Here is a 1044-nt window from a genome sequence, read left to right on the forward strand (position 1 = left end):
AATCCAATCCTGCAAACAGCGATCAATCGACACTTCCGCTGCAATAAAAGGCAAAAAACCATTATGATTTATTGGGTTTATACAACGATTTTATCACCTCCTGGCGCATCACAGCAAGCGTCTGTTCGGTGAGACCGCTGATGCATAGTAGTTGCCGCTGAGATCGTGCCAAACTGGCGCGACAGCTAAAATATTCTACCGCCCTGACTGTTTCAGCAGCCTGCTAAAGGGTTGGTCAATCGTCGGAAAAATGGTTCCCCGGACCATTCCCTTATCCTCCTCATCTCAGAAAAAGACAGGTTGGGATGCGGCCCTGGATCCAGGCTGTGCCCTCAGTCGTCAAAGCGCCAAATGAGCGCTGCTCCATGGATCTCGGCCGTGTCCGGGCCGGAAAGGCCGGCCGGGCCGCGCCGGCTCTGGTGATTGACTGCCACACCCGTGGGGTTCCGGCTGGCATCTGTCACGCACTGGAAAAGCCACCACGGCCGCCAGCGCACTGGAGCAGGCTCTGATTAGCCGGTTCGGCACACCGGGCCGCGTCAACAAAGAATTCCTGCTGCGTTCGGACAGCGGCGTTCGCCATGGGTCCCGGACCAGCGGCGGCTCCACCAATCCCGCAACAAAACGGGATGGTGGGGCGCGTGATCCGGACTCTGAAGAAGCAATGCATTCACCGCCACTGCTTCGGCAGCATCCGGCACGCTGCCCGCGTGATTGGGGACTGGATCGGATTTTGCAACAACCGCAGCGCCTTGCCAGGCGCTTGCCATGCGCACGCCTGCCGAGGCCTTCAAATCAGCAGCATAAACTGAGCAGATCCCGCCGGGTCAATACACCCACGCCGCGAGACATGGTCCGCCATTGCTGGAGTGGATGGCTCCCGCTCCTGGCATTGCACTGCACCATATCGAAAAGCTGCCCGGTGAGGCCGCCGGCGCTTATCTGCCTGAGCCCGTGACCGCTTCGCCTGATCTGCGGGCCTGGGTATGGGGCTGACCTCGAAGCCGGGGAAGCACCGGGTGGGTTCTATCCCGAAGATGGGCA

General features: G+C 59.7%; 1 protein-coding gene. It reads left to right on the top strand.

Annotated elements, in window-relative coordinates:
* Nucleotides 1–581 precede the first annotated feature (581 nt).
* Nucleotides 582–812, top strand: a complete 231-nt coding sequence (locus tag EG244_RS21630) for an integrase core domain-containing protein (protein ID WP_124966923.1) — start codon at nucleotides 582–584, stop codon at nucleotides 810–812.
* Nucleotides 813–1044: the final 232 nt, after the last annotated feature.

This window comes from Falsigemmobacter faecalis (assembly GCF_003863335.1).
GTDB classification, from domain to species: domain Bacteria; phylum Pseudomonadota; class Alphaproteobacteria; order Rhodobacterales; family Rhodobacteraceae; genus Wagnerdoeblera; species Wagnerdoeblera faecalis.